The sequence below is a fragment of the Kribbella ginsengisoli genome, assembly GCF_039537185.1.
GTDB lineage: Bacteria > Actinomycetota > Actinomycetes > Propionibacteriales > Kribbellaceae > Kribbella > Kribbella koreensis.
The window spans coordinates 27,783-51,182 of record NZ_BAABAA010000019.1; the positions used below are offsets into that span (position 1 = coordinate 27,783).

The 23,400-nt window shown below is 68.0% G+C and carries 15 protein-coding genes; 10 read left to right on the forward strand and 5 right to left on the reverse strand.

The window, feature by feature from the left end; genetic code table 11:
- The first annotated feature begins 88 nt into the window (after positions 1-88).
- From ABD768_RS39055 to ABD768_RS39070, 4 genes are all read left to right on the forward strand, one after another.
- Complete coding sequence (locus tag ABD768_RS39055) at positions 89-1,984, forward strand: glycoside hydrolase family 127 protein (RefSeq protein WP_344849385.1); 1,896 nt, start codon at positions 89-91, stop codon at positions 1,982-1,984.
- 95 nt (positions 1,985-2,079) lie between these two features.
- Entirely contained in the window at positions 2,080-5,031 is a 2,952-nt protein-coding gene (locus tag ABD768_RS39060) for a glycoside hydrolase family 3 protein (protein WP_344849387.1), read from the forward strand.
- Positions 5,032-5,133: 102 nt separating this feature from the next.
- Positions 5,134-7,185: a glycoside hydrolase family 36 protein gene (locus ABD768_RS39065; RefSeq protein ID WP_344849389.1), complete on the forward strand. Its 2,052-nt coding sequence runs from the start codon at positions 5,134-5,136 to the stop codon at positions 7,183-7,185.
- A gap of 30 nt (positions 7,186-7,215) precedes the next feature.
- On the forward strand, positions 7,216-8,256 hold the full coding sequence (locus tag ABD768_RS39070; RefSeq protein WP_344849391.1) for a LacI family DNA-binding transcriptional regulator: 1,041 nt from the start codon (positions 7,216-7,218) through the stop codon (positions 8,254-8,256).
- Positions 8,257-8,262: 6 nt separating this feature from the next.
- Here the strand turns inward: ABD768_RS39070 and yjfF are convergent, their stop codons facing one another.
- Genes yjfF through ABD768_RS39090 form a run of 4 tightly spaced genes read right to left on the reverse strand, consistent with a single transcriptional unit; the run spans position 8,263 to position 12,847 of the window.
- Positions 8,263-9,264, reverse strand: coding sequence for a galactofuranose ABC transporter, permease protein YjfF (gene yjfF, locus ABD768_RS39075; protein ID WP_344849393.1), 1,002 nt, complete (start codon positions 9,262-9,264; stop codon positions 8,263-8,265).
- Entirely contained in the window at positions 9,261-10,292 is a 1,032-nt protein-coding gene (locus ABD768_RS39080; RefSeq protein ID WP_343974313.1) for an ABC transporter permease, read from the reverse strand. Before ABD768_RS39080 ends, yjfF begins: the two co-directional genes overlap by 4 nt.
- The gene (locus ABD768_RS39085) at positions 10,285-11,856 is read right to left on the reverse strand and encodes a sugar ABC transporter ATP-binding protein (RefSeq protein WP_343974311.1); all 1,572 of its coding nucleotides are present in this window, start codon (positions 11,854-11,856) and stop codon (positions 10,285-10,287) included. Before ABD768_RS39085 ends, ABD768_RS39080 begins: the two co-directional genes overlap by 8 nt.
- Positions 11,857-11,863: 7 nt before the next feature.
- Positions 11,864-12,847, reverse strand: a complete 984-nt coding sequence (locus ABD768_RS39090) for an ABC transporter substrate-binding protein (RefSeq protein ID WP_343974308.1) — start codon at positions 12,845-12,847, stop codon at positions 11,864-11,866.
- A 174-nt stretch (positions 12,848-13,021) separates the two neighbouring features.
- Between ABD768_RS39090 and ABD768_RS39095 the strand changes: the two genes are divergently transcribed.
- Genes ABD768_RS39095 through ABD768_RS39120 form a run of 6 tightly spaced genes read left to right on the forward strand, consistent with a single transcriptional unit; the run spans position 13,022 to position 21,445 of the window.
- A complete protein-coding gene (locus ABD768_RS39095) occupies positions 13,022-14,320 on the forward strand; it encodes an extracellular solute-binding protein (protein ID WP_343974305.1) in 1,299 nt (432 codons plus the stop codon).
- 3 nt (positions 14,321-14,323) lie between these two features.
- Positions 14,324-15,211, forward strand: a complete 888-nt coding sequence (locus ABD768_RS39100; protein WP_344849396.1) for a carbohydrate ABC transporter permease — start codon at positions 14,324-14,326, stop codon at positions 15,209-15,211.
- On the forward strand, positions 15,211-16,116 hold the full coding sequence (locus ABD768_RS39105) for a carbohydrate ABC transporter permease (RefSeq protein ID WP_343974299.1): 906 nt from the start codon (positions 15,211-15,213) through the stop codon (positions 16,114-16,116). Before ABD768_RS39100 ends, ABD768_RS39105 begins: the two co-directional genes overlap by 1 nt.
- Positions 16,113-18,701 (forward strand): beta-galactosidase, encoded by a 2,589-nt coding sequence (locus tag ABD768_RS39110; protein ID WP_344849398.1) that lies wholly within the window; start codon positions 16,113-16,115, stop codon positions 18,699-18,701. Before ABD768_RS39105 ends, ABD768_RS39110 begins: the two co-directional genes overlap by 4 nt.
- On the forward strand, positions 18,652-19,920 hold the full coding sequence (locus ABD768_RS39115; RefSeq protein WP_343974294.1) for an ROK family transcriptional regulator: 1,269 nt from the start codon (positions 18,652-18,654) through the stop codon (positions 19,918-19,920). The genes ABD768_RS39110 and ABD768_RS39115 overlap by 50 nt, the downstream gene beginning before the upstream one ends.
- 10 nt (positions 19,921-19,930) lie before the next feature.
- Entirely contained in the window at positions 19,931-21,445 is a 1,515-nt protein-coding gene (locus ABD768_RS39120; RefSeq protein ID WP_344849401.1) for an alpha-N-arabinofuranosidase, read from the forward strand.
- 18 nt (positions 21,446-21,463) lie between these two features.
- On the opposite strand, the gene ABD768_RS39125 is transcribed toward ABD768_RS39120, so the two are convergent.
- A complete protein-coding gene (locus tag ABD768_RS39125; RefSeq protein ID WP_344849403.1) occupies positions 21,464-23,395 on the reverse strand; it encodes a glycoside hydrolase family 43 protein in 1,932 nt (643 codons plus the stop codon).
- Positions 23,396-23,400 lie beyond the last annotated feature (5 nt).

Genomic DNA, 23,400 nt, shown 5'->3' on the forward strand with positions numbered 1-23,400 from the left:
AGTTGCCGCCGGAGGCGAAAAGGTTGCCGCCTGTCGAAGAGTTGATGTGAGCGCTAACATGCAGTGGGTCGAGAGTCTGGAGCCACAGATGAGCGTTCAGGAATCACCGATCGGTACCCAGGGGCCGGTCGTGCCGCGGAAGGCCGCACGGTTGACTCCGTTGGCATTGAGCGGGGTGCGGCTCGACCCTGCGTCGTTGCTGGGTGGCTGGCAGGAGGTCAACGCCGCGGCCACCATTCCGCACTGCGTGGAGAACATCGAGCGCACGGGTGTCATCGAGAACTTCCGTCGGCTGGTCGGCGTACCAGGCGCTCCTGAGGGCAGCTTCCGAGGGATGTGGTTCGCCGACTCGGATCTCTACAAGACGCTCGAGGCGATCGGCTGGGAGATGGCGCGGACCGGTACCGGCCGGTGGGCCGGATTGCTGTCCGAGATGGCCGAGCTGCTGGAGCAGGTGCAGACCTCGGACGGCTACCTCAACACTCGTGTGCAGGGGATGCCGGACCAGGAGCCGTTCAGTCAGCTCGAGCACAGCCACGAGCTCTACTGCGCCGGTCATCTCATCCAGGCTGCCGTAGCGATCCACCGTGGTGGTGGCGATCCGCGCTTCCTCGCGATCGCCCGGAGATTCGCCGACCTGATCGCCCGCACCTTTACTGCCGACGCCGGCCCGCGGATCGATGGGCACCCGGAGGTGGAGACAGCGCTGGTCGAGCTCTACCGCGAGACCGGCGAGGAGTCCTATCTCCGGGCGGCCGAGTTGCAGATCGAACGACGTGGGCACGGCGCCCTGCCGCCCGGGCACTTCGGATCCCAGTACTACCAGGATCACCTGCCGGTGCGGGCCGCCACCGAGGCCATCGGGCACTCGGTGCGGCAGCTCTATCTGGCCGCCGGCGTCACCGATCTGCAGTTGGAGAACGGTGACGAGACACTGTTGCACGCGATGACGCAGCTCTGGGACAGCGCCTTCGGTACGAAGATGTACATCACCGGAGGACATGGCTCGAGACATCGGGACGAGGCGTACGGCGATCCGTTCGAGCTACCACCCGACCGCGCCTACGCCGAGACCTGCGCCTCGATCGCGGCCCTGCAATGGTCCTGGCGAATGCTGCTGGCAACGGGACGGGCACGGTACGCCGAGGAGATGGAGCGTGCGCTGCTCAATGCCGTCGCGGCAGCGATGACAGCCGACGGCATCTCCTTCTTCTACTCCAATCCGTTGCAGTTGCGCACCGGACACGACGGCTCCCACGAGGATGCGCCCAGCGAGCGGCTGCCGTGGTACGAGTGCGCCTGCTGTCCGCCCAATCTCGCTCGCCTGCTCGCCTCCCTGCACGGCTACGCCGCCACCTCGGACGCCTCCGGGCTCCAGTTGCATCTCCTCACGGCAGGGTCGTTCACGGCGGACACGCTGACCGCGGTGGTCGAAACCGGTTATCCATGGAGCGGCGAGGTACTGGTGACCATCCGCGGCCGAGGGGAGCTCGCAGTCCGCATCCCCGCCTGGGCCACGGGCGCGACCGCTGCCGCGAAGGGCGCGGAGATCCTGGCGGAACCGACACCGGGCGACTACCTGCGAGCGTCGTGCGAGGACGGCGCAACCGTGCGGATCACCTTGCCGATGAAGCCGCGCCTGGTCCGCGCGGACCGGCGCGTCGATGCCGTCCGCGGGTGTGTGGCCATCGAACGCGGACCGATCGTGTACTGCGTCGAGCAGGCAGACCTTCCCGACGGCATCACGGTCGAGCAACTGGCGCTGGACCAGTCAGGCGCCATTCTCGAAGAGGTACCGCAGCACGGCGCCGCTCCCGTCCACCTCCGGTTGCCCGCGGTCGCCACGCCCCTCGACACGACTCTCTACCAGCCCTACCCGCCGGCCTCGACCGCCAGTACTCCGGTCATCGTCACCGCGATTCCCTACTACACCTGGGCAAACCGCGAGCCCGGCGCCATGCGCGTCTGGCTCCCCCTGGCCTGACCGAGCACGACGGCAATGACCTCCTGGCTCTTGACGGCCCAGACTCCTGCCCCGATAGTCGAAGCGCTTCGACACTTCTCCGAAAGGGAACCGCCATGACCTATCGGCATCGATTCGGGGGCGCTCTCCTGGCCCTGCTGCTCGTCCCCGCGGTCTTGGTGGGGCAGCCCGCGCGGGCCGAGCCCGTGCCGGAGTTCCGCAATCCCGGCCTGCCGTTGCAGGTCCGGCTGAACGACCTGACCAGCCGTCTGACGCTGGACGAGAAGGTCTCGCTGCTGCATCAGTACCAGCCCGCGATCCCGCGACTGGGCATCGCCTCCTTCAAGACCGGTACTGAGGCGCTGCACGGCGTTGCCTGGCTGGGTGAGGCGACCGTCTTCCCCCAGGCCGTTGGACTCGGCAGTACCTGGAACCCGGCCTTGATCAAGCGGGTCGGTTCAGCCGTCGGAGACGAGGCGCGGGCGTTCAACCGGATCGACCCGGCGAAGAACGGGCTGAACCTGTGGGCGCCGGTGGTGAACCTGTTGCGTGACCCCAGGTGGGGCCGCAACGAGGAGGGCTACGCCGAAGACCCGTTGCTGACGAGTGAGATCGCGACGGCGTACGGGCACGGTCTGCAGGGCGACGACCCGCGCTACCTCAAGACAGCTCCGACCCTGAAGCACTTCGCCTCCTACAACGTCGAGACCGATCGTGCCGTCGTGTCAGCGAGCGTCCGGCCCCGGGTACTGCGTGAGTACGAGTACAAGGCCTTCCAGCCGGCCCTTGCCGCGAAGGCGGCTACCGGCGTGATGGCGTCGTACAACCTGCTGAACGGCAGGCCGACGCACGTGTCGCCCGAACTCGGCGAGACGGTGCGCTCCTGGTCGGCCGATGATCTGATGATCGTCGGGGACGCCTCGGGCGCGGGCAACGTCAGTGGCATCCAGCAGTACTACCCCACGGCCGCCGAGGGTGCTGCCGCAGCGATCAAGGCGGGCCTGGACAGCTTCACCGAGAACGACAGCAACAGCGGCCCGACCGTCGCCGCGGTGAAGGAAGCGCTGGCGAAGGGTCTGCTCACCGAAGCGGACATCGACAAGCCGGTCGGGCACCTGCTGTCGATCCGCTTCCGGCTGGGCGAGTTCGACCCGGCCGGGCTGAACCCGTACGAGCAGATCGGGCCGGACAGCATCGACAGCCCGGCCCATCGGGAACTGGCCCGCGAAGCGGCACGCGAGCAACTCGTCCTCTTGGAGAACAAGCACCACGCACTGCCGCTCGATGCCACCCGGACCAACGACGTCGCGGTGATCGGTCCGTTGGCCGACACCCTGTACGAGGACTGGTACTCGGGCACGATGCCGTACCGGATCACCCCGCGAGCCGGTATCGCCGAGCGTCTCGGCGCGGGCGGCACGGTCACTGCGACCGAGGGCGTGGACCGGATCGCGCTCCGTTCCATTGCCACCGGCAAGTATGTGACCGCCCCGGCCGGCGCCACGGGTGGCGCGCTGGCCGCCGACGCGGCGACGGCGGGCGCGGCTCAGTCGCTGGACGTCTTCGACTGGGGCGGCGGCAAGCTCGCCTTGCGCTCGGCCGCCAACGGCAAGTTCGTCTCGCGGAGTGGCAACGGGCTGGTGAACGACCAGGACAAACCCAACGGCTGGTTCGTCCAGCAGCAGTTCGGCCTGGAACAACTTGCCAACGGCAACTACGTGCTGCGGTACCGCGGCAACGAGGTCAAGGAGCCGTGGAACGGACCGAACCAGTACATCGTGCTGACCGGCGACGGGAAGCTCGAGATCGGCGCGGCCACCCAGGACACGGCGGCTCAGTTCTCCCGGGAGGTTCTCGTCAGCGGTACGGCCGCGGCGGTGGCGGCCGCGGAGAAGGCGGACACGGCGGTCGTCGTGGTCGGCAGTGATCCGTTCATCAACGGTCGCGAGGACAACGACCGGCAGAGTACCGCTCTGGCCGCCGGCCAGCAGGCGATCGTGAAGGCCGTCACCGCTGCCAATCCCAACACCATCGTGGTGCTGGAGAGCAGCTACCCGTTGACGGGGAACTGGTCGCAGGCGAAGGCGGTCCTGTGGACGTCGCATGCAGGCCAGGAGACCGGCCGGGCGCTTGCGGACGTACTGTTCGGCGACTACTCGCCGTCCGGCCGGCTCCCGCAGACGTGGTATCGCACGGACAAGGAACTGCCGGATCCGCTGGACTTCGACGTGATCAAGGCCGGCTGGACCTATCAGTACCACCGCGCGACTCCGCTCTACCCGTTCGGCCACGGCCTGACCTATGGCACCTTCCGCTACTCCGGACTGCGGGTCGACTCGCACGTCCTCGCACCGAACGGGCTGCTCAAGGTCAGCGTCGACGTGACCAATACCAGCCGGACCGCGAGCGACGAGGTCGTTCAGCTCTACACCGCGCAACGCACCTCGCGGGTGGCCCAGCCGGTCAGGACGCTTCGCGGGTTCCAGCGACTGTCCTTCGCCCCCGGGCAACGTCGTACCGTCTCCTTCGCGGTGAAAGCGAAAGACCTGGCGTTCTGGGACGTGACCCGGAACAAGTGGGTGGTCGAGTCGGCCGTCCAGGACGTGCAAGTGGGCAGTTCGTCGGCCGACATCAGGGCCCGTACGTCGGTAGCGGTCCGTGGTGAGGTGATCCCGGCCCGGGACCTCAGCAGGCGGACAGCGGCCACGGATTTCGACGACTACTCGGGGATCGAGCTCATCGATGCCGCCAAGGTGCGCGGCGACGCAGTCGGCAAGACGGCGACGGGCGACTGGATCTCCTTCCAGGATGTCCAGTTGGGCCGTGGCGCGACCCGGTTGGAAGCCACCGTCTCGCGAGCTCCGGCAGGAACCGCCAACGTGGAGATCCACCTCGACAGCCCGGCCGGACCGCTCGCAGGCACACTCACCAGCCCTGTCACCGGCGACCGCTACACCTGGGCCGCGACCACGAGCCGGCTCGACCCACGACTGGCCCACGGCGTCCGCGACGTCTACCTGGTCTTCACCGGAACCGGCACGAACATCCGCGACCTGACCATCAGCTAGGTCATTGCGCGGGCGCTTCGCCGATGACGCCGGGAGGGAGCCTCGGCGTCATCGGCGGAGCGGCCTCATCTTCCGACCGATCGCATCCACGAACGGAGCTTCATGACGTTTCATTGGCAGACTGCCGACCTGACGCTGACCTTCTGCTTCGACGACGGCCCGGTCCGGCTGGATTCGATCCGGCCGCGTGACGAGCCGGGCGACGGCTCCGGGACGACGGATCAGCCTCTGGTGGAGGTGTCGGCGCTCGGCCACGGGCGCTCACCGAGCACGTTCCGGCACGTCGAGACGACGATCGGGAAGCGGCTGCGGTACCAACGGCACGAGCAGAGCGCGGATATGCTCCGGATCGTCCAGCACGACGACGTGACCGGGCTCGAAGTCATTAGCTGCTTCAGGGCGCTGGCAGGCGTTCAGACCTGGACCGAGGCGACGCTCACGGGTGCCGGGCGGCTCGAACTGGACTTCCTGTCATCGGCGGTGATCGGTCTCGGCTCGGTGGACTTCGACCTGCTGGCCGGGGACAACGACTGGATGGCGGAGAGCCGCTGGAGCCGCTCGCCGCTGCGCAGTACCGGCTTGCCCGACATCCGGACCGCGGTGCATCGTCCACCGCCGCGCACGCGCCGGGCCGTCACCTGCAACGGCTCGTGGTCCACCGGTGAGCGACTGCCGACCGGGGTGCTGCTGGCACACGACGAGCCGTACTCGCTCGGCTGGCAGATCGAGCACAACGGGCCCTGGCACTACGAGGTCGGCGAGACGCGGCAGGGTGGATACCTGTTGCTCAGCGGCCCCACCGACGCCGAACACCAGTGGACCACCTCGATCAGCGCCGACGACTCGTTCAGCACTGTGCCCGTGTCGCTGGTCGCCGGCCGCGGACAGGACGACGCCTTCGCGGCCCTGACCCGCCAGCGCCGCGCACTGCGCCGGCGCCGCCCGGTGGACGATCGGCTGCCGGTGGTCTTCAACGACTACATGAACACCCTGATGGGCGATCCGACCACGGCCAAGCTGCTGCCGCTGATCGACGCCGCCGCGGACGCCGGCGCGGACTACTTCTGCATCGATGCCGGCTGGTACGCCGAGGGCGACTGGTGGAGTACGGTCGGCGCCTGGCAACCGTCGGCGACCCGCTTCCCGAACGGTCTCGGCGAGGTGATCGACCGGATCCGCGACCGTGGCATGGTGCCCGGACTGTGGCTCGAACCCGAGGTGATCGGTGTCGACTCGCCGCTGGCCCGGGAACTGCCCGACGAGGCGTTTATCAGCAGGCGTGGAGTCCGGTACGCCGAGAGCGGCCGGTATCTGCTCGACCTGCGCAGCGCGGCGGCCCGCGACCATCTCGACAGCACCGTCGACCGGCTGGTCGCGGAGTACGGGATCGGATTCTTCAAGCTGGACTACAACACCATGACCGGTCCGGGCTCCGACCTCGGCGGGAAGTCACCCGGACAGGGGCTGCTCGAGCACAACCGGGCGCACCTCGACTGGCTGGACGGCGTACAGGCGCGTCACCCGGAACTGTTGCTGGAGAACTGCGGATCGGGTGCGCTGCGGATGGACTATGCGCTGCTGTCCAGGCTGCACCTGCAATCGACCTCGGACCAGCAGGATCCGTTGCTCTATGCCCCGATCGCGGCAGCCGCGGCCGCGTCGGTCCTTCCCGAACAGGCCGGCCATTGGGCCTACCCGGAGACCAGCACGTCGACGGAGAGATTCACTGTCAGCCTGGTGAACGGAATCCTCGGCCGGATGTACCTGTCGGGCTACCTGAACCGGATGACGACGGACGAGCTCGACCTGGTCCGGGCCGCGGTTTCGGCGCATCGGCAGGTACTGGCGCAGATCGAGGAGCTGACGCCGTTCTGGCCGCTGGGCCTGCCCGGCTGGACCGACGAGTGGGTCGCCTTCGGCCTGGCGGGTGCCACCTCGTCGTACTTGACCCTGTGGCACCGTGCCGCCACTCCTGGCCGGCTCGACCTCCCCCTCGGTGGACGGACCGTCGAGAACTTCTTCCCGGCCCAGCCCGGTGACTGGACCTACACCAGCACCGGCCAGATGCTGACCGTCACCACCTCGTCCTGCGAACCTTCCGCCCGCGTCATCGAACTCGGTGCCGTCATCCGCGGGGAAGAGGGTCGCGGATGACAGAATTCAGCCGGGGCGACGATCGGAGAGGTGAACGTGGTGAAGGGTTCGGACGTCGGGCACCAGCCGGTGGCGTCGTCGGCCCGGCGGCATCCGAGCCTGGCTGATGTCGCCGTGCTCGCGGGGGTGTCCCACATGACGGTGTCCCGGGTGATCAACGACAGCGGCGTCGTCCGGCCGGCGACGCGCGAGCGGGTGCTGGCCGCGATCGAGAGCATCGGGTACCGGCCGAACACCGCCGCCAGAGCCCTGGTCACCGGGCGGACGGGCACGCTCGGGGTGGTGACCCTGGACTCCACCCTGTACGGACCGGCCAGCACGCTCTACGGCGTGGAGCGCGCGGCGCGGGATGCCGGTTTCGCGATCACCGTGGCGAGCATCAGCCAGCCGGGTGGCCAGGCGATCGCCGAAGCAGTCGAGTCGTTGCAGCGCCAGGCGGTCGAAGGCATCGTCGTGATCGCCCCACACGTCGCAACGGCCAAGGCACTGGAGTTCGCGCCGCACGGCGTGCCGCTCGTCGCGGTCGGCGGCGCGGCTTCACCGGTGCCGGCCGTCTCGGTCGACCAGTACGACGGCGCCCGCCTCGCGACGGAGCACCTGCTGTCGCTCGGTCACAAGACGGTCTGGCATGTCGGCGGGCCGGCGGACTGGCTCGAGGCGGCCGAACGCGAGCGCGGCTGGCGGGAAACGCTCAAGGCCCACGGCGTCCGCCGGCCCCGGCTGACCCGGGGCGACTGGAGCCCGCGCTCGGGGTACCAGGCCGGTAAGGCACTGGCCGGCGAATCCAGCCTGGGGGCCGTGTTCGTCGCCAACGACCAGATGGCTCTCGGCCTGCTGCGGGCGTTCACCGAGGCCGGAATCTCGGTGCCCGGCGACGTCCAGCTCGTCGGGTTCGACGACATCCCGGAGGCCGAGTTCTTCAACCCGCCGCTGACCACCGTGCGGCAGGACTTCGACGAGGTCGGCCGGCGGACCTTCCACCTGCTGTCCGAGCAGATGAACGGCGGCCGGCCGAGCAGTGAGCAGATCCCCGCCAGGTTGATCGTGCGCGAGAGCTCCGGCGCTGCCTGATCGCCGTCAGGTCTGCCTTCTGGTCAACAGGCGCTGGATCACCACGAAGATCAGCAGCAGCACTCCGATGGAGATCTTCGTCCACCAGGAACTCAGCGTGCCGTCGAACGAGATGAAGGTCTGGATGGTGCCGAGCAGCAGGACCCCGGCCATCGTGCCCAGCACCAGGCCCCGGCCGCCAGTCAGCAGCGTCCCACCGATCACCACCGCAGCGATCGCGTCGAGCTCCATCCCGACGGCGTGCAGGCTGTACCCCGACAGGGTGTAGGCCGCGAAGAGCAACCCGGCCAGCGCCGAGCACAGGCCGCTGATCGTGTACACGCCGACCTTGACCAGAGCGACCCGCAACCCCATCAGATGCGCGGAGCTCTCGCTGCCACCGACGGCATAGACCGTGCGCCCGAAGCGGGTCAGGTGCAGCACCCACGCGCCGATCGCGAAGACCACCAGGGCCACCACGACGCTCGGGGTGACGTGGTAACCGCCGGGCAGCGGGACGGTTCCCTGAGCGAATCTGGTCAGACCGGGATCACGGATCGGGATCGACTCGACGCTGATCAGGTAGCACAGCCCACGAGCCAGGAACATCCCGGCCAGGGTCGCGATGAACGGCTGCACATCGAAGTAGTGGATGACCAGGCCCATCAACGTACCCAGCAGCGTCCCGGCCACCAGGACGGCGATGACGGTGGCTGCCACCGGCCAGCCCGCCTCCAGCGTCGACGCCGCGATCATCGTCGACAAGGCGACCACCGAGCCGACGCTCAGATCGATGCCGCCGGCAAGGATCACGAACGTCATCCCGACCCCCAGCACCAGCAGGAAGGCGTTGTCGACGAACAGGTTCAGGATCACCTGAGGATCCGCGAAACCCTGGTAGCGCAGCGACCCGGCGCCGAAGATCCCGATCAGCAGCGCGACAGCCGCCGTGACCGGCAGATAACGGCGGGGCGGACTGTACCGACGGATCCGGGCCGTCACCGCGGGCGACAGGGCCGGCGCGCTCATGCTGTTTCCGTCCGTACGGTGGGGGTGGCCCGGCGAGGCCGGCGGCTGCGCAGCGCCGCCCGCGCCTTCGGCGACTGCAAGAGGCAGACCACGATCACGACGACCGCCTTGAAGAGATAGTTGGCCTCGGCCGGGATCCCGATGGTCGGGATCGTGGTGGCCAGGGTCTGGATGAACATCGCACCGACCAGCGTCCCGGTCAGGGAGAACTTTCCGCCGGCCAGCGAGGTGCCGCCGATCACGACGGCCAGGATCGCGTCCAGCTCGATCCACAGGCCGGCGTTGTTCGCGTCCGCCGCGCTCGTGTTCGACGCGATCATCAGCCCGGCGACGCCGGCACAGAAGGCGCTGAACACGTAGACGGTCCAGGTGATCGTCCGGGCGCGGATCCCGGCCAGCCGACTCGCTTCCGGGTTGATGCCGACCGACTCGATCAGCAGGCCCAGCGCGGTCCGCCGGGCCAGTACGGCCGTCAGCGCGAAGACCGCGAGGGCGATCAGGATCGCCACCGGCAGGGTCGCGACGAAGCCGGCCCCGATCACCTTGAACCCGGGGCTCACGACTGTGGTGATCTGGCCGTCCGTGATCAGCATGGCCAGTCCGCGGCCGGCGGTCATCAGCACCAGGGTGGCGATGATCGGCTGGATGCCGATCACCGAGACCAGGAAGCCGTTCCACAGGCCGAGCAGCAGGCAGACGCCGACCGCGATCGCGACCGCGGTGAGCAGTGTCGAGGTCGCCGCCTGCTGCGGTGAGCCGGCGATGTGCACGCAGGCGGCGGCGCCCGCGATCGCGGCCACCGCCCCCACCGAGAGGTCGATCCCCCGGGTGGCGATCACCAGCGTCATGCCCAGCGCCACCAGGAGCACCGGAGCGCTGTTGCGGAGGATGTCGATCAGGCTGCCGTACAGATGACCGTCCTGGATCCGTACCGACAGGAACGCCGGGGTCACCACCGCGTTCAGAGCCAGCAGCAGGACCAGGGCGAGGACCGGCCAGAACAGTGGCCGGCGGACGAGGTCACGCATCGGGATTCCCTTCGGCTGCCGGACCGCCGGCCGCGATGAGCTCGAGGATCGCGGCCACCGTGACGGTGTCGTCGTTGGGCCGGTCCGCGATCTTCGCCCGGTCCCGCATCACCAGCACCCGGTGGCTCAGCCGGAGCACCTCTTCGAGTTCGGCGGAGATGAAGACGACGGACAGGCCGTCCGCGGCCAGCTTCGCGACGAGTTGCTGGATCTGTGTCTTGGCGCCGATGTCGATCCCACGGGTCGGCTCGTCCAGGATCAGCAGCTCCGGCTCGGTGATCAGCCAGCGGGCCAGCAGGACCTTCTGCTGGTTGCCACCCGACAGGTTGCGCATCAGCGCGGCTGGGTCGGGCGGCCGGATGTCCAGGGCCTTGATGTATTCGGCGACCAGCCGCTCGCGGGTCCGGACCGGTATCGGCCGGAGCCAGCCCCGGGAAGCCTGCAGGGTGAGCAGCAGGTTGTCCGCGACGGTCAGATCCTCCACCACGCCTTCCGCGCGACGGTCCTCGCTGGAGAACGCGATCCTGGCGCCGATGGCGTTCCGCGGCGTACGGAACCTTCGCCGCGTACCGCGTACGTCGATCGAGCCGGTGTCCGCGGTGTCGGCTCCGAAGAGCAGCCTGGCGAGTTCGGTTCGTCCCGACCCCAGCAGACCGGCGATACCGATCACCTGACCGTCGTAGATCTCCAGGTCGACGGCTTGCAGGCTGCCGCGGCGACTCAGGCCCAGTACCTTCACCAGCGGTACCCGGTCTTGCGGCACGTCGGCCGCCGCGTGCTGTTCGAGCTTGTCCAGCGTCTCCAGTTCGCGACCGATCATGGCCTCGACCAGCTCCAGCTGGCTGACGCTCCCGGTCGGGTACTCCCCCACCAGCTTGCCGTTGCGCAGAACGGTCATCCGGTCGGAGATCTCGAACACCTGGTCCAGGAAGTGCGAGACGAACAGGATCGCCACGCCCTGGCCGCGCAGCGTCCGCATCACCGCGAACAACTTCGCCACCTCGTCCGCGTCGAGACTCGAGGTGGGCTCGTCGAGGATCAGCACCCGCGCGTCGAGGTCGAGCGCCCGCCCGATCGCGACCAGCTGCTGGATCGCGATCGGGTGGTCGGCCAGCGTCGACCCCGGATCGATCGCCAGGCCGAGACGGTCCAGGATCGACCCTGCGCGGGCCTTCATCGCCAAGCCGTCGATCCGGCCGAACCGCCGCGGTTCGCGGCCGAGCAGCATGTTCTCCGCGACGGTCAGATTCGTGCACAGGTTGACCTCCTGGTACACGGTGCTGATCCCGGCGGCCTGCGAGTCGGCCGGTGAGCCGAACAGATGCTCCGCGCCGGCCACCGCCACGGTGCCCTCGTCGATCGCGTAGACGCCGGTCAGGGCCTTGATCAGGGTCGACTTGCCTGCTCCGTTCTCACCCATCAGGGCGTGAATCTCACCGGGGAGCAGCCGGAAGTCGACCTGCTGGAGCGCTTTGACACCGGGGAAGCCGATGCTGATCCCGCGCATCTCGACCACCGGCGGGGTGAGCGCCGTCGATGGGGCGGGAGTGATCGCCTGGGTCATCGCGGGATCAGTACTGCCGTGCGGACAGCGCCGTCTTGGCGGCTGCCTGGTCGAAGACCGTCTCCTCGGTCAGTACCCGCGCCGGGACCTCCTCGCCGGCCACGACCTTCTTCGCCAGCCCCATCAGTTGCGGGCCGAGCAGCGGGTTGCACTCGACGATGTAGTTGATCTTCCCGTCGGCCAGCGCGGTCATCCCGTCCTTCACCGCGTCGATGGTGATGATCTGGACGTCCTTGCCCGGCTTGAGACCGGCGGCCTCGATCGCCTCGATGGCGCCCAGCCCCATGTCGTCGTTGTGCGCGAACACCACGTCGATGTCCTTCTGCGACTTCAGGAACGACTCCATCACCTTCTTGCCGCCGTCCCGGGTGAAGTCACCGGTCTGCGAGGCGGCGATGGCGATCTTCGGATTCGCCTTCATCGCCTCCTCGAAGCCCTCCTTGCGGTCGATGGCCGGCGCGGCGCCGGTCGTACCCTGCAGCTCCACCACCTTGATCGAGCCGTCGTGGTTCACGTCCGCGGCGTCACCCTGCTTCACCAGCCACTCGCCGGCCTTCTTACCTTCGACCACGAAGTCGGAGCCGAGGAAGCTCTTGTAGAGCGTGGTGTCCTTGGAGTCGACCGCGCGGTCGGTCAGGATGACCGGGATGTTGGCGCGCTTGGCCTCCATCAGCACGGTGTCCCAGCCGGTCTCGACCACCGGGCTGAAGGCGATCACGTCCACCTTCTGCTGGATGAACGACCTGATCGACTTGATCTGGTTCTCCTGCTTCTGCTGCGCGTCGGAGAACTTCAGCTCGATCCCCGCGGTCTTGGCCGCCTCCTGGACCGACTTCGTGTTCGCCGTCCGCCAGCCGCTCTCGGCGCCGACCTGGGCGAAGCCCATCGTGATGCTGTCGCTCGCCGCCTTCGACTCGGGTTTGTCGTCCCCGCAGCCCACCAGGCCCCCGACGAGCACCAGCCCCGTCGCCACGGCCATCAGTCTCTTCATCACGGCAGTTCCTCCATCCAGCGCTGTTTGCGCTGAATGTTAGCGCTAACGTCCCGTGCGTCAACAGTTCCCGACGCTGAATTGTTAGCGCACACATTTATCGGCCGAGGTCTTGCCGGGAGTTTTTCTGACGGTTAGCTTAACCACCACTCAAACCCCAAGGAGGACTGTGCGATGGCGATCGACAGGACGCGTCTGACGCGTCGCGGTTTTCTCGGCCTGGGCGCGGCCGCCGGCGTGATCACCCTCACCGCCTGCGGTTCGGACAGCGACAAGGCCTCGGGCAGCTCCACCGCCGCCGACCTGGTGATGACGGTGTGGGGCGGCGAGAACGACAAGACGACGTACCAGCAGCGGATCGACCTGCTGGTCAAGAAGTACCCCGAGCTGAAGGTCAAGCTGCAGCTGATCCCGAACGACGGGTACGCGCAGAAGGTGCAGACGATGATTGCCGGCGGCAAGGGCCCGGACATCATGCAGGTGGCCGAGAGCGTCAACGTCTACTCGAGCAAGAACCAGATCCAGCCGCTGGACGAGCTGGCCAAGAAGGCCGGGCTCGACCTGGAGAAGCGGTTCGGGTCGATCGGCAAGCTGTACTCGTACCAGGACAAGGTCTACGCGATCCCGGACCGGTCCGGCGCGATGATCGTGTACTACAACAAGGGGCTGTTCGATGCCAAGGGCATCAAAGCCCCGACGGCCGACTGGACCTGGGACGAGACCCTGGCCGCGTTCAAGGAGCTGACCGTCCCCGGCAAGCAGTGGGGCTACTCCGGCGGCGGCTGGTGGGCCCAGTGGTGGAGCTTCGTCTACCAGAACGGCGGCAAGATCATCGACGACTCGGGCAAGCCGTCGGTGGCCACCGACGAGGTGATCGACGCGCTGCAGTGGACCGGCGACCTGGTCTTCAAGCACGGCGTCGTCCCGACCAAGAAGCAGTACGCCGACATGGGGGCGGACGTCGGCGGCGACGGCGCGTTCGCGAACGGCAAGGTCGCGGTCAACACCACCGGGTTCTGGGGGATCAGCGGCCTGACGAAGAGCAAGATCGAGTGGGACATCGCGCCGCTGTGGCGGGGCAAGGACCAGGCCGTGACCGCGTTCGGCAGCGGGCTGGCCATCTCCCGGACGGCGAAGAACCCCGACGCCGCGTTCAAGGCGATCGACTTCCTCACCTCGGCCGAGGCGCAGCAGAAGATCATCGCCACCGGGCAGGACGTGCCGGCCAGCCTCGAGGTGCAGAAGAGCGACGCGTTCCTCAAACCGGCCTGGATGACCAAGCCGGTGAACATGGACGTCTTCGCCGAGTCCAGCGCGTTCGTCTACCGGGCGCCCTTCATCCCTGCCTGGAACGAGATGCAGAAGGCGTTCGACGACGGGCTGGCCGACTTCTGGCTGGGCAAGAAGGACGCCCGGACCTCGCTGACCGCGATCCAGCAGCGGCTCGAGTCCATCATCAAGCCCGCGGGTTAGGCGATGTCGAGGCTCCGGCGCCGGGAGGCGCTGTGGTTCTACCTGTTCGCCTCGCCGTGGGTGATCGGCTTCGTCGTGTTCCTGCTCGGTCCGATGGTCGCGTCGATCTACTTCTCGCTGACGGACTGGGACTCCTTCACCCCGCCGAAGTGGGTCGGGCTGGACAACTACGTCCGGCTGCTGACCGACGATCCCGTCTTCTGGAAGGCGTTGTGGAACACCTTCTACTACGCGGCGGTCTCGGTCCCGCTCGGTCTGGTGCTCGGCCTGTGGCTGGCGAACCTGCTGAACAAGGGAATCCGGCTGCGCAAGCTGTTCCGGACGCTGATCTACCTGCCCACCCTGGTTCCCCTGGTGGCCACCGCGATGATCTTCAAGATGGTGCTCGCACCGTCCGGCCCGCTGAACGACTTGCTGGGCGTGTTCGGCATCCCCGGACCGTCGTGGCTGCTGGAAGCGGTCTGGGTGAAACCGGCGCTGATCCTGCTGTCGGTTTGGGGCGCCGGCGCGGCGACCGTATTGTTGCTGGCAGCAATGAAAGGCATACCCCGTGAGCTCTACGAGGCGGCCGAGGTGGACGGTGCGAGTCCGGTCCGGCAGTTCTGGAGCATCACCGTCCCGCAGCTGACCCCGATCATCTTCTTCAACCTGATCATGGGCCTGATCGGGGCGTTCCAGGTGTTCTCCCAGGTGTACATCCTGACCAAGGGCGGCCCGGACAACGCGAGCCAGACGATGGTGCCGCTGCTGTTCAACGAGGCGTTCTCCTACTACCACCTGGGGTACGCGTCGGCGATCTCCTGGCTGTTGTTCGCGGTGATCCTGGTGTTCACCCTGATCGCCTTCCGCAGCGCCCGGCGCTGGGTGTTCTACGAGACCGAGGTGAAGTGATGGCCACCGCTGTTTCCACCGCCGCCGCCACGCGGCGGGTGCGCAGTACCGAACGGACGGTCGGCGCCAAGCGGTCGACACCGTTCAGCTACGCGACCCTGATCATCGTCTCGGCGGTGCTCTGCGTGCCGCTGGTGTTCGTCGTGTCGATCGCGCTGTCCAGCGACCAGACCGTCAACGCGAACACCTTCACGATCATTCCGCGCGAGTTCCACTGGGAGAACTTCACCCGGGTGTTCGGCACCGAGCTGCCGATGCAGCGGTTCCTGCTGAACTCGGTGATCATCTCGGCCGGCGCGGTGGCCGGTCAGGTGCTGTCCAGCGGGCTGGTCGGCTACGCGTTCGCCCGGCTGCGGGCACCCGGCAAGAACGGGCTGTTCATCGTCGTCATCGCGACCATGATGATCCCCGCGCAGATCACGATGATCCCGCAGTTCATCCTGTTCAAGGACCTCGGCTGGGTGAACACCTACCTGCCGCTGATCGTGCCGAACTTCTTCTCCAACGCCTTCAACGTCTTCCTGGTCCGCCAGTTCGTCTCCCGGCTGCCGAGCGAGATCGACGAGGCCGCGATGGTGGACGGGCTCGGCTTCTTCGGCATCTACCGCCGGATCATGCTGCCGATGCTGAGCCCGGTGCTGATCGCGATCGCGATCTTCACCCTGACGGCGACCTGGGGCGACTTCATGGGCCCGCTGATCTACCTGAACGACGAGTCCAAGATGCCGCTTGCTCTCGGCGTGCAGTACATCACCAGTACGTCGCAGGCGCTGCAGGCTCCACCGTGGAATCTGGTGATGGTCGGCTCGATCCTGCTGACGCTGCCGATGATCCTGGTCTACTACCTCGGCCAGCGGTACCTGTACGAGATGGACATCAGCGGCGGAAGCGCGGGGGTCAAGTGACCATTGTCAGTACCGGTGTCGAGCTGGACGCCTCCGGCATCCGGATCGACGGCCGTCCGAAGCTGCTGCTCTGCGCGTCGCTGTTCTACTTCCGGCTGCCGCGAGAGCAGTGGCAGGCCCGCCTCGAACAAGTCCGCGCGTCGGGCTACACCTGTGTCGACGTGTACCTGCCCTGGAACTACCACGAGCTCTCCCCCGGCCGGTGGTCGTTCGACGGCCGGCGTGACGTCGCGGCCTTCCTGGACCTGGCGCATGAGGCCGGTTTGTCCGTCATCGCCCGGCCCGGGCCGTACATCTGTTCGGAGTGGGACGGTGGCGCGCTGCCGGCCTGGCTGGGTCTCGATCCCGAGGTACGGGTCCGTCAGAACGAGCCGCGCTACCTCGCCCAGGTGGCGGCCTGGTTCGACCAGGCGCTCCCGATCCTCGCCGAGCGCCAGCATCCGGCCGGTCCGGTCATCATGGTCCAGCTGGAGAACGAGCTGGACTTCTTCGACTGCGCGGACCGTACCGGCTACCTGACCGCCCTGCGCGACCAGGCGATCGATCACGGCATCACGGTGCCGTTGATCGCCTGTGCCGGGCAGGGCGACATCGCCGGCGCCACCGGGGACGTCCCCGGAATCGTTGCTGCGTGCAACTTCTACCCCGACGACGGCTCACCGCACATCGAGGAGGAGGTACGCCGCTACGCCGGGCTGCTCGCCGATCGCGATCTCCCGTTGCTCGTCACCGAGACCAACCGGCGGCACCGGACGCTGCGGCGGCTACTGGCGAGTGGCGCGTCGCTGATCGCGCCTTACCTGCAGTCGTCCGGCTGGAACTTCGGCTACACCCCGTCGACCGGCAACTGGGGCGACCCGGGCAACTTCATGAGCCACGACTACGACTTCGGTGGCTACGTCTCACCCACCGGGCAGGAGCGTCCGGAGTACGCCGAAGCGAAGGTGCTCGCCCACGTACTGACCGCGCTGGGATCGCGGCTGGCGCTGGCCACCTCGACGGTGCCGCGCCCGGAGGTGACGGCCGACTTCCCCACCAGCTCGTCGTTGTCGGCTCTCGACCTGCACGGTGGCGGCCAGCTGATCGCCCTACCGAACCTCGGCGACAGTCCCGGTCGTGCGGTCGTCGGCGGAGTCTCCGTCGCGGTCGCCGGCGACTCGTGCCCGCTGATGCTGGTCGATCTGCCCTTACGTGGCAGGACGTTGACGCTCGCCTCGGCGGACCTGGTCGCGCTGACGGACACCGTACTCGTGTTCTCGTCGGCCGTACCGGTGACCGTCGTACTCGGCCGGACCCGGGTCGAGATCCCCGCGACCGCCGGGCACGCCGAGCACCAGGTCGTCGACGGGATCACTCTCGTCGTACTGACTCCTGAGCAGGCCGCTCGACTCGAGTCCGTCCGTCCGGACGGCACGGTCGAGCTGGCCGGCGTACCGGACGAAGCCGTTCCTGGGCCGTCGACCGAAGTGCGGGCGGTCCGGCAGCGATCGGCGACGGCTCCCGCGACAGCGGCCGGCACCCATCGGCTGCCGCCGTCGCTCGAATCGCTGGGCGCCTACCGGGGCCGTGGAACCTACTCTGCGTCGGCGAACCTGACCGGCGTCGACGAACTCCTGCTGATCGGTGCGTCGGACCTCGTGGACCTGTCGATCGCGGGGCTGGCCCAACCGACCATCGCCGGTTTCGGCGCGATCCACCGGCTCGACGTACGTGCTGTCGAAGGTACCGCCGACCTCGAGGCGACGGTCGAGATCTGGGGGCACGCCAACTTCGACGACGCGCGGCTGCCGGCGCTCCGGCTGGGTTCGCTGCGGGGGCTCGGCCGGCTGTGGAAGGTGCGAGGCGTTCAGGATCTCGCGGCCTCGTGGACGGTGGAGGGTCATTGGGCGGGTCAGCCGGCGCCGCTGCGGTCGCTCGGCGGCTGGAGCAGCACGCGCGTCGGCGTACCGATCACCTATTCACGCCGTCTCGCCCTGACGACCACGTCGGCCCTTCACCTGATCGGCGTCGACCAGCCGGTGAGGGTGAGCGTCGACGGCGGTGAGCCGGTCACCGTCCATCGGGAGAACCCGTGGGTGATGCTGCCCGCGGCCTTCGTCAGCGAGGTCTCGGTCACGCTGATCCATCATCCCGGTGGCGCCGGCCTGCACGCGGAGTTGCTCAGCCTCGCGCCGGTGACGGACTGGACCTGCGCGGTCCAGAACGACGAACTGCTGACCGACTTCGCCATCCACGAAGCCGAGACCACCGACCTCGAACTACCGCTGAGTCTCGAACCAGGGCACGAGGTCTGGCTCGACGTCGACGTGCCTGCCGGCGACGACGAGCGGCTGCTGAGGCTCGATGGCACGCAGGTACGGGTGACCGCCTGGGCCGGTGGGGAGTGCCTCGGCCGGATCTGGACCGGTGACCGGGCGAGGTTCTCGGGTGGCGACCCGGACGTGTTGTGGCTGCCCGCGGGATGGTCCGGCCTGACCCTGTTGGTGCGGGGCCTCGCGGGTTCCGGTACGCCGGTACTTCGTACGCTTCAGCTAGGTGCATCCACCAGCAGAGGGGGCCGAGGTGCCGCGGCAGACGTCACGTGATCTTCGCAACGAGAGCCGGTTCGAGGTCCTGCACGCCTTGTTCGGGCTGGGTCCGTCCACCCGGCAGGAGATCGCCCGGCACACCGGGCTCAGTACCGCGACCGTGGCCACCCTCGTCACCGAGTTCCTGTCCGAAGGCGTGCTGCGGATCGCCACGATGGAACGCCGGACCGTCGGACGGCCGTACGAGCGGCTGGCGATCGACCCCGATCGCGGCCGCATCGTCGGTGTCGACGTCGCCGAGACCTATGTGGCGGCCACCGTCTTCGACATCGCCCTCACCCCGGTCAGCCACGGCGAGGTGACGCTGGACGAGCACGAGAACAGTCAGGCCTACGTCGTGGACGGCATCGTCCGGGCGGTGGACGCGGCCATCGGAACCGGTGACCGGGACCGGATCCTCGGCGCCGGCGTCAGCATGCCCGGTCAGGTCAGCCCGGCAGCCGGCGTCTCGGTCTTCGCGCCGAACTGGGACTGGCACGACGTCGAGATCGAGGAACTGCTCGCGCAGAGCCTGCGGATCCCGGTGAACGTCGACAACCCGCTGAAGGCGGTCACGCTGTCCGAGATGTGGTTCGGCGTGGGGCGGGTGACCGAGAGCATGGCCGTGGTCAACCTCGGCACCGGCGTCGGCGCGGGGATCGCCATCGACGGAGCGCTGATCCGCGGCGCGAACAACAACGCCGGCGAGTGGGGCCACACCCTGCTCCAGCTGGACGGCCGGCGGTGCCGCTGCGGCCGTCGCGGCTGCGTCGAGGCGTACCTCGGCGTGCACGGCATCGAGACCTCACTCGCGGAGATCGACCCGGCGCATCCCGCGCTGCGCCAGCCGCTGCAACGTGGCTTCGTCGAGGCGGTGGCCGACGGTCTCGCGACCGGTGACCCGGTCCTGGCCGAGCTGGCCGAACGGACGTCCCACTACCTGGCGGCCGCTCTGGGCGACCTCGTCAACCTGCTCGACATTCCGTACATCACCCTGACCGGCTGGACCTCGGCCGCCTTGGCTGAGTGGCTCGTACCGGCCGTCCGCTCGGAACTGCCGGATCACGTTCTGCCCGGTTCGCTGCCGAACCTCACCGTCGAGGCCTCCCGTGTTCCCGGCAACCCGGTCGCGCTCGGGATGGCCGCGTTCGCGCTGGAGCACTTCCTCGGTCAGCTCGGCCTGGCCAGCCCGGCCAGTACGCCGATCGCCCGCCGCCGCCCCCGCTCGCACTCCTAGGAGAAGCATCTTGTCCACCGAATCGCGGATCGTGATCGACCTCGACGTCCCCGGCCCGACCATCAGCCGGCACCTCTACGGACACTTCGCCGAGCATCTCGGCCGCTGTGTCTACGACGGCTTCTACGTCGGCGAATCGTCCAGTCTGCCGAACGAGGGCGGCATCCGGCTCGACGTGGTCGAGGCGTTGCGGGCCCTGAACATCCCCAACCTGCGCTGGCCGGGTGGCTGTTTCGCCGACGAGTACCACTGGATGAACGGCATCGGCCCGCTGGCCGACCGGCCCGGAATGGTCAACACCAACTGGGGAAACGTGGTGGAGAACAACCACTTCGGTACCCACGAGTTCATGGCGCTGTGCGAACTGCTCGGCGCCGAGCCGTACGTTAACGGCAATGTCGGCAGCGGCACCGTGCAGGAGATGAGCGACTGGGTCGAGTACCTCACCCGCGACGGCGACAGCCCGATGGTCCGGCTCCGCCAGGCCAACGGACGCGACGCGGCCTGGAAGGTGCCGTACTGGGGAATCGGCAACGAGGCCTGGGGATGCGGCGGCAATCTGAGCGCCGAGGCCTACGTCGAACTGGCGCGCCGGTACGCGACCTTCTGCAAGGACCACGACGGGAACAAGCTGTACCGGATCGCCGCCGGCGCCTCCGACCACGACCTCGCCTGGACCGAGGCCCTGATGAAGGCGATCAGCAGCCTCGGCGGCGAACCGCGGAATCTCTTCCAGGCGGTATCGGTGCACTACTACACCGTGCCCGGAACGTGGGAACACAAGGGCAGCGCGACCGACTTCGACCTCGACGACTACTACCGGACCATGATCAAGGCCCAGGACATCGACCGCGTGCTCACCGGGCACTCGACCGTCATGGACGCCTACGACCCGCAGCGCAGGATCGGCCTCGTCCTCGACGAGTGGGGCACCTGGTGGGACGTCGAGCCGGGCACCAACCCGGGATTCCTGTACCAGCAGAACGCACTGCGCGACGCGCTGGTGGCCGGCCTGCACTTCGACGTCTTCCACCGGCATGCGGAGCGGCTGGTGATGGCCAACATCGCCCAGACGGTGAACGTCCTGCAGGCGATGCTGCTGACCGACGACACCGGCGGGCTGGTGCTGACCCCGACGTACCACGTCTTCGAGATGAACAAGGGCCATCACGACGCGACGTCGGTACCGGTCCATCTGGTCGACCGGCAAGCGCCGTACGAACTCGACGGCAAGCGCCTGGAGCTGCTCTCGGCCTCGGCCAGCGTGAAGGGTGACCATGCCCTGGTGTCGATCACCAATCTCGATCCGGCCGCGTCCGCCGAGGTCGTCCTGGACCTGCGGGGCGCGACGATCCGCGACCACCGCGGACGGTTGCTCACGGCCCCCGAACTCCAGGCACACAACTCGATGGCCGATCCGCAAGCCGTCGTACCGGTGGCGTTGACCGGCATCGCCGAAGACGATCGAGGGCTGCGGCTGACCCTCCCGCCGCACTCGTTCGCGACCATCGAACTGGACCTCTGAGGATGCGCACCGCACCGGCTAGCCGGTGCGGGCGACCATCAGCCAGCTGACCTGGATGTCGGGCGACCTGGTCGGCGCGATCGTGACGGAGATCTTGCCGTCGGCGCCGGCCGTGACACCTTCGTACGCCGCTGCCTCGTTGGTGCCGGCGAACAGGCGTTGCTGGTCGACGACGGCACGGTTGATGGTCACCTGCGCCGCCCGGTTGGCCCACGGCCAGGGATCGAAGTACCCGGCATGCACGGTGTACGTCCCCGGTTCCAGGCCCCCGAAGGTGTAGGTCAGCGGTTCGTGGTTCTTGGCGTACCGCAAGGTGCTGTAGAGGTCGCCGTTCGCAGTACCGGATGGTGCACTCGCACCCGTGTAACCCCAGGCGGTCCCGGTGACGGGATCGGTTCCCAACGCCTGTTCCGCGCTGGAGTTCAGCAATGAGGCGTTCTTCGCCAGGATCTGCCAGTCAGCGGTGGCCACCCCACCGGCGTTGACCGCGTACCGCAGCTCACGTGGCATCACCACGATCGACCGGGTGAAGGTCCGTCCGTCCGCCAGCGTCCCCCGGAGATTGGTGGGTCCTGGCCGCGCGACACTCGCCGCGTCCCAGGTCACGGCCACCTGCGTCGACCGCGAGCCCGTCTTCACCATCACCTCGGCCGGCAGGGTGCTGGTGTCACCGAGCCAGGTGTGGTCCGGCAGTTGGGTCTCTACACTCCACCGCTGGTACGGCGCCAAGTCGTCCAGCGTCCACTCCTGGTCCGGGCCGATCGACAGGCTGCCGCTCTCGCCCAGGGACATCGGCATCCAGACGTACGGAGCGTTCTTGAGGTCGCTCGGCGTCCAGCGGTCGGCCATGAAGACGAACTTGTTGTTCTCCTGGTCGTACGGGATCACGTTGGTGCTCTGCGAGCCGAAGGTGGTCGCCGCGCCCGGGCCGCTGATCGGGCTGCCCTGGTCGGTGAACTGACCGAGGACATTGTCCGAGGTCGCGTACCTGGCCGGGTTCGGGTCCCAGCCGGTCGCACCCGAAGTGAGCAGGTAGTACCGGCCCTCGGACTTGAACATGGCCGGCGCCTCCCGCTGGTTGCAGGCCAGTGTGCGGACGAAGTCCTTGCCCTGTACGGCGTTCTCGGGCCGCGCCGACAGATAGGTGTAGTCCCGGTCGAGCTTGGAGATGTACATCGACCGGTTCTCCTCCGACGAGTAGATGATGTACGCCGTGCCGTCGTCGTCCACGAACAGGTTCATGTCCCGCGCCATCCCGCCGGCCGGGTCGAACGAGGACCCGGTGCCGCACCAGGGCACGGAATCGCTCGGCACATGGTTCAACCGGTACGAGTCGATCCAGCGGAACGGTCCCATCGGCGAGTCCGCGATCGCCACACCGGCTTCGGCCCGCGCGTACGTCGACGTACTGGCCGGCGACGAGGGCCCGTCGGAGTGCACCCACATCACCCACTTGCGCGTGGACTTGTTGTAGATCACCTTCGGCCGCTCGAGGATCGACGGCCGCGCCCAACCGTCCGTACGCGCGCTGTTGGTCGACAGGTCGCGCCAGACGACCTCCTTCTGCGCCGGGGTGTAGTGCTTGTAGACCTTGGCGAAGTACGGGTCGCTCTCGAACTGGCCGGGCGAGCTCATCGCCCGCAACGCGAGCCCGCGGTCCTTCCAGTTGTAGAGGTCGTACGACGAGTACACGTGCACGCCAGGGCTGTCGTAGTAGCCGTTGCTGCGGTCCTCGCCGTACCAGTACCAGACCCGCTTCCCGCCGCCATCGGTCGAGGCGACGATCTGCCCACCATGGGCCTGGATCACCTGCCCGTTGTTGTCGAGCCATTGAGCACCTGGGCGGAACGACGTGTACCGCTCGGTGTGTGCCGCGACCGCGGTGGGAGCCAGCAGGGTGAGCGCGGCGGTCAGGACGGCAAGGATTCGAACTGGTCTGAGCAGCCTCATCGGAT

What these genes read in the sequence shown, in the direction of transcription:
- ABD768_RS39095 (WP_343974305.1), top strand. Translation starts at nt 13,022, where the DNA reads ATGGCGATCGACAGGACGCGTCTGACGCGTCGCGGTTTTCTCGGCCTG.
- ABD768_RS39105 (WP_343974299.1), top strand. Translation starts at nt 15,211, where the DNA reads ATGGCCACCGCTGTTTCCACCGCCGCCGCCACGCGGCGGGTGCGCAGT.
- yjfF (WP_344849393.1), bottom strand. Translation starts at nt 9,264, where the DNA reads ATGAGCGCGCCGGCCCTGTCGCCCGCGGTGACGGCCCGGATCCGTCGG.
- ABD768_RS39080 (WP_343974313.1), bottom strand. Translation starts at nt 10,292, where the DNA reads ATGCGTGACCTCGTCCGCCGGCCACTGTTCTGGCCGGTCCTCGCCCTG.
- ABD768_RS39100 (WP_344849396.1), top strand. Translation starts at nt 14,324, where the DNA reads ATGTCGAGGCTCCGGCGCCGGGAGGCGCTGTGGTTCTACCTGTTCGCC.
- ABD768_RS39065 (WP_344849389.1), top strand. Translation starts at nt 5,134, where the DNA reads ATGACGTTTCATTGGCAGACTGCCGACCTGACGCTGACCTTCTGCTTC.
- ABD768_RS39055 (WP_344849385.1), top strand. Translation starts at nt 89, where the DNA reads ATGAGCGTTCAGGAATCACCGATCGGTACCCAGGGGCCGGTCGTGCCG.
- ABD768_RS39060 (WP_344849387.1), top strand. Translation starts at nt 2,080, where the DNA reads ATGACCTATCGGCATCGATTCGGGGGCGCTCTCCTGGCCCTGCTGCTC.
- ABD768_RS39090 (WP_343974308.1), bottom strand. Translation starts at nt 12,847, where the DNA reads ATGAAGAGACTGATGGCCGTGGCGACGGGGCTGGTGCTCGTCGGGGGC.
- ABD768_RS39085 (WP_343974311.1), bottom strand. Translation starts at nt 11,856, where the DNA reads ATGACCCAGGCGATCACTCCCGCCCCATCGACGGCGCTCACCCCGCCG.
- ABD768_RS39125 (WP_344849403.1), bottom strand. Translation starts at nt 23,395, where the DNA reads ATGAGGCTGCTCAGACCAGTTCGAATCCTTGCCGTCCTGACCGCCGCG.